We start from the raw sequence: 4,879 nt of genomic DNA, 5'->3' as shown, positions 1-4,879 counted from the left end.
TGCGGCCTTTCCCTGTATAGAAAGTCGTGCGGTCGTGCCCTATAAGGAGGTCATTGCCATTGCCCCCATGTAATACCGTATGGCCGCTGCCTGAAACGAGTGCATCGTCGTCGTCGCCGCCGTCCAGGGCGTCGATGTCGCTCAGGCGGTTCATACTGGCTGCTCCGTGCCGGGGTCAGGTTGAAGGCGTCGCTTGCAATGCAGCAGGGCAAACGCGATGTGCTTTTCCACCATGCTGGTCGAAATGCCCATGCGTTCGGATATCTGTGCCTGACTCATACCTTCGAAGCGATGCAGCATAAGGGCTTCTCGCCTGCGGGGCGAGAGTTCGGCGAGGACTTCTTTCAACTGTTCCAGGCGTTGCAGGCGAAGCGCTGCGGCCATGGGCTCGTTCTGCTCGTCAATGACCGGCTCGGCATCCCTTTCGGCTTGATCTGCGTGGACGCTCTGCCGCACCTTCTGTTTGCGCCAGTGATCGCGCAACAGGTTGCGCGCCATCTGGAACAGAAACGCCCGCGGCTGCTCAACCTTGGCCCGGTCGCGGTAGTCCAGCCATTGGGTAAAGACATCCTGGGTCATGTCCGCTGCGTCGCTGGCGTTGTCCGTGCGCTTGCGCAGGAAATACAGGATATCTGCATAAAACCCGCGAAAGGCATCGGCCGACAGCGGGTCGGGCTTGGGACGCGACATGGATATCCTTCTTGACGAAGCACGACGTAGAAAAGTCGCAAATGATATCGAGAATTATTGTCGTTTGTCTCCAGGCAAATACACTGACCTTGTGGGAGCCGCTCAGGATCTCAGCGTTCGACCGGCACCGACAGTGCAGAATTGCCCAGCGCATGGGTGCGCGCGGCAAAGAATCTCAACGCCACGCCGCTGCCGTCAAACAACTGCGAATACCGCCGCTTCTGCTGGCGGATAAACCCATCACTGCGCCCCGATACCGCGATCGCGAGGGTCGTCACCCTGGCCTGGCGAATCGCATCCACCAGGTGTTTGTCCTGCGGCCCCAGGTCATGGCCGAAGATGCACAGCGCACCCTCGTGGCCGAGCAATTGCTCATAGCAGAACGACAGATAATCCGAACTGCGGATGGTCTTGAGCTTCTCCTCCACCTTGCCCTCACTGACAAACAACGGCACATCGTCCAGGGTCTTGATCGTGTTGTTGATCGCAAAACTGCTGAGCAGGGTGCTGTCGGTGGTGGGCAATTTACGTGCGGTACCGTCGAGGTTGCGCACCAGGTGCAGGCCACCGTGCAGGTAGAGGATGCGCGTGGTGTCGGTGCGGGTGTCGCGCAGGTCGAAGCTGGCGTCGGCGCTGCGGAACAGGTCATCGATGCCGGGGGTGTGCAGGATCGCCCAGTAGTTGAGCAAGTCGTAGTTGCTGGTGAACACCGTGGAGTAGTTGGTCAGCTCCGCGTTGATTGTCGCCAGCGTCGACGGCTGCACCAGGCGCCACGGAATGTGTACGGCGTGGATGGTGTTGATCAACGCTTCCTTGATCGCGTAGTAGCGATTGCGCGGTGCCGCCGAACTGACTGCCAGGGCTTTGTTGACCCGGCTGGTGGTTTTCAACGCGCTCAGGGCCTGCTCGAAACTGCGGGTTTGCAGGGCGTCGAACACGCTCAGCTCGGATTGGCTCAAGGGTTTCTCTTCAACGGTGCGCGCGTTTTCGAACAGCGAGTCGTAGGCAAAGTCTTCCCAAATCGCCCGGCTGGCGCCGTTGCCGATCAGAATCCCATTGAAATCGATAGCGCTGCGCAGTGCGCTCCAGTCTTCAAGGTGGGCGTCAATATCCTGGAAATCCTTCATTGCGGCGGGTCTACTCAAAATCGGCGGGGCGGTGACTTTATCACGAGCGTGGATTGATCCTGATCAAGATGGGCCATGTGATGACGGTTGATGCTGTCGGCATAACGCCTCTGAGGATTCGCCATGAGCAGCACCTTCTTCATCCCCGCCGTCAACATCATGGGCACAGACTGCCTTGACGACGCGATGGTCGCCATTCGCAACTACGGTTTTCGCAAGGCCCTGATCGTCACCGACGCCGGCCTGGCCAAGGCGGGCGTGGCCAGTATGATTGCCGAAAAACTCGCGATGCAGGACATCGACTCGGTGATCTACGACGGCGCCAAGCCCAACCCCAATGTGGACAACGTCGAGAAAGGCCTCGCGCTGCTGCAGCAGAGCGCCTGTGATTTCGTGGTGTCCCTGGGCGGCGGTTCGCCCCATGACTGCGCCAAGGGCATCGCGCTGTGCGCGACCAACGGCGGGCATATCGGCGACTACGAAGGTGTCGACCAATCCAGCAAGCCACAACTGCCGCTGGTGGCGATCAACACCACCGCTGGCACCGCCAGTGAGATGACCCGCTTCTGCATCATCACCGACGAAACCCGCCACGTGAAAATGGCCATCGTCGACCGCAACGTCACGCCGCTGCTGTCGGTTAACGACCCGTCCCTGATGGTCGGCATGCCCAAGGGCCTCACCGCCGCCACCGGCATGGACGCCCTGACCCATGCCATCGAAGCCTACGTGTCCACGGCCGCCACGCCGATCACCGACGCCTGCGCGATCAAGGCCATTGAACTGATCAGCGCCAACCTGCGCCTGGCGGTACGCGACGGCAGCGACAAGGCCGCCCGGGAAAACATGGCCTACGCACAGTTCCTCGCCGGCATGGCGTTCAACAACGCCTCCCTGGGCTTCGTGCATGCCATGGCCCACCAACTGGGCGGCCTGTATGACTTGCCCCACGGCGTGTGCAACGCGGTGCTGCTGCCTCATGTGCAAAGTTTCAACGCCAGCGTCAGTGCCAAACGCCTGAGCGACGTCGGCCGTGCGCTGGGTGCGGACATCACCGGCAACTCGCCAGAAGAAGGCGCCCAGGCCGCCATCGCGGCCATTCGTGCTTTGTCTAAGGACGTTGAAATTCCCGCTGGCCTGCGTGAACTGGGCGCCAAATTGCAGGACATTCCGCTGCTCGCCACCAATGCGCTGAAGGACGCGTGTGGGCTGACCAATCCGCGGCGGGCGGATCAGCGTCAGATTGAGGAGATTTTCCGCAGCGCGTTCTGACGGGGCGGTCGCGGGCTGCAAGCATTGAGCTACAAGCTGTTAAGGTGTGAATCTTGCACGTATTCAACTTGAGCATGAAGCTTGCGGCTTGCCGCTGAGGTCCCCTTATGAGAGTTCTGTTATTCGGTGCCACCGGCATGGTCGGCCAGGGCGTTCTGCGCGAGTGCCTGCTGGCCGCTGACGTGCAGGAAGTCGTCGCCGTCGGCCGCACGCCGTTGACGCAGGAGCACGGCAAACTGCATCAGGTGCTGCACGCGGACATGCTGGATTTCCAACCTCTGGAGAACCTGCTGCAAGGCTTCGATGCCTGTTTCTTTTGCCTCGGTGTTTCATCGGCGGGGATGAATGAAACCCGCTACACCCATCTCACCTATGATCTGACCCTTGTCGCCGCCAGCACCCTGGCGCGGCTCAATCCGCAGATGACGTTTATCTATGTGTCCGGCGCCGGCACCGACAGTTCCGAAGCGGGCCAGTCGATGTGGGCGCGGGTCAAGGGCAAGACCGAGAATGCCTTGCTGCGCCTGCCGTTCAAGGCGGTGTATTTGTTCCGGCCGGGGGTAATTCAGCCGTTGCACGGCGTGCGTTCGAAGACGCCGTTGTACCAGTTGTTCTATACGGTATTCGGGCCGTTGCTCTCGTTGGTGCGTCGGATAAAGCCAGGCTGGGTAGTCAGCACCGAGACCATCGGCCGTGCGATGTTGGCGGCGGTGCGTAACGGAGCGCCGCAGCCGGTGGTGGAGCAAGCCGAGATCCATCGGCTGGCGGCCGGCAATTCCTGAATAACGGCTGATCAGCCCGCCGTCGCCAGTGCGCAGGCGGGCGTGGCGGCGCCGTTTCATATTCCGTCGTTTGCGTTTGAGCTGGCGTGGCATGCGCGGCGGGTTGGGGATTCGGGGTTGCAGTGGCTGAAGGAGCTGGTGCAAAAGGTATTGCGTGCGTAAACCCGTATTACCAGGATTTTGGTGGCTGGCGTCGGGTATGAAATATCCGCATGACCTGTAGCCGTCCATCTCGAATACGATACGGAACGATATAAGGCCATTTAGGCACTACCCATTCCCGAGTGCCGGGAATACGCCCCTCTTTACCCATTGAGGGAAACTCCGCCACGCGCTCGAGTCCCGTTAGCATGGCCTGCACAAATTCGTGCGCAGCTTTGGGGTTTTCCTGAGCAAGGTAAGCGGCTTCTTCATCGAGGTTGCGCAGTGCTGTTCTCAGCCACTCAACTTGCATGCTTACGCCATTTGTCAGCGATGGCTTTCACGTCAGCGGTACTCGCAAAATCACCGGCGTCGGCCTCTTGCAAGGCTTTTTGGATTTCCTCGATTTGCCAGGCTTCACGCGTCAAGTATTCACGTATGGCATCGACCGCCAGAAAGGATTTGCTGCGCCCGGTAGCCTTGGCGAGACTGGCGAGCGTATCGGCGATATCTTCCGGTATGCGTAAGGACATAACCGACATAAGTGCCTCGATGTAGTGGGATGTAGTGCAACATACTACATCGTAGTTGGCGCACGCTTCTGCGCCGTTCGTCTGCGCAGAGTTGAAACGGAAAAGGATGTTTTCATGCTCACCGGCCTCAACCACTTGACCCTGGCCGTCACCGATCTGCCACGCAGCGTCAGCTTCTACCATGACCTGCTGCAACTTCGCCTCGACGCCACCTGGGACCACGGCGCCTACCTGTCATTGCCCGGGTTGTGGCTGTGCCTGTCCCTTGACCCGCTACGCCCCTCGGCGCCGGCGGCCGAATACACCCACGCCGCCTTCACGGTCGGTGCGAGCG

General features: G+C 60.3%; 7 protein-coding genes and 1 pseudogene. 4 read left to right on the top strand and 4 right to left on the bottom strand.

What is annotated here, in order from left to right; genetic code table 11:
* Nucleotides 1-150 precede the first annotated feature (150 nt).
* Nucleotides 151-690 carry an RNA polymerase sigma factor gene (locus L9Z73_RS25345; RefSeq protein WP_247406995.1) on the bottom strand — a complete coding sequence of 180 codons (540 nt, stop codon included), beginning with the start codon at nt 688-690 and terminating at the stop codon, nt 151-153.
* 110 nt (nt 691-800) lie between these two features.
* The gene (locus L9Z73_RS25340) at nt 801-1,817 is read right to left on the bottom strand and encodes a DUF4917 family protein (RefSeq protein ID WP_247406979.1); all 1,017 of its coding nucleotides are present in this window, start codon (nt 1,815-1,817) and stop codon (nt 801-803) included.
* A 123-nt stretch (nt 1,818-1,940) separates the two neighbouring features.
* On the opposite strand from L9Z73_RS25340, the gene yiaY reads away from it, so the two are divergent.
* The 3 genes and pseudogenes from yiaY to L9Z73_RS25325 all read left to right on the top strand — a co-directional run.
* On the top strand, nt 1,941-3,089 hold the full coding sequence (yiaY, locus tag L9Z73_RS25335) for an L-threonine dehydrogenase (protein ID WP_247406975.1): 1,149 nt from the start codon (nt 1,941-1,943) through the stop codon (nt 3,087-3,089).
* A gap of 107 nt (nt 3,090-3,196) precedes the next feature.
* Nucleotides 3,197-3,871: an NAD(P)H-binding protein gene (locus L9Z73_RS25330; RefSeq protein ID WP_247406973.1), complete on the top strand. Its 675-nt coding sequence runs from the start codon at nt 3,197-3,199 to the stop codon at nt 3,869-3,871.
* Nucleotides 3,872-3,913: 42 nt separating this feature from the next.
* Nucleotides 3,914-4,033 (top strand): annotated as a pseudogene (locus L9Z73_RS25325) (LysR family transcriptional regulator); the annotation flags it as partial.
* 7 nt (nt 4,034-4,040) lie between these two features.
* Here the strand turns inward: L9Z73_RS25325 and L9Z73_RS25320 are convergent.
* Complete coding sequence (locus tag L9Z73_RS25320) at nt 4,041-4,325, bottom strand: type II toxin-antitoxin system RelE/ParE family toxin (RefSeq protein WP_247406971.1); 285 nt, start codon at nt 4,323-4,325, stop codon at nt 4,041-4,043.
* Nucleotides 4,315-4,554 carry a CopG family ribbon-helix-helix protein gene (locus L9Z73_RS25315; RefSeq protein WP_247406968.1) on the bottom strand — a complete coding sequence of 80 codons (240 nt, stop codon included), beginning with the start codon at nt 4,552-4,554 and terminating at the stop codon, nt 4,315-4,317. The genes L9Z73_RS25320 and L9Z73_RS25315 overlap by 11 nt, the downstream gene beginning before the upstream one ends.
* Before the next feature lie 105 nt (nt 4,555-4,659).
* Here L9Z73_RS25315 and L9Z73_RS25310 point away from each other — a divergent pair.
* The coding region (locus tag L9Z73_RS25310; RefSeq protein ID WP_247406965.1) for a VOC family protein at nt 4,660-4,879 on the top strand (220 nt) is incomplete at its 3' end.

Source organism: Pseudomonas emilianonis, from assembly GCF_023072625.1.
In the GTDB taxonomy this organism is placed as follows: domain Bacteria; phylum Pseudomonadota; class Gammaproteobacteria; order Pseudomonadales; family Pseudomonadaceae; genus Aquipseudomonas; species Aquipseudomonas paraveronii.
This window is presented reverse-complemented; position numbering and strand designations above follow the sequence as displayed.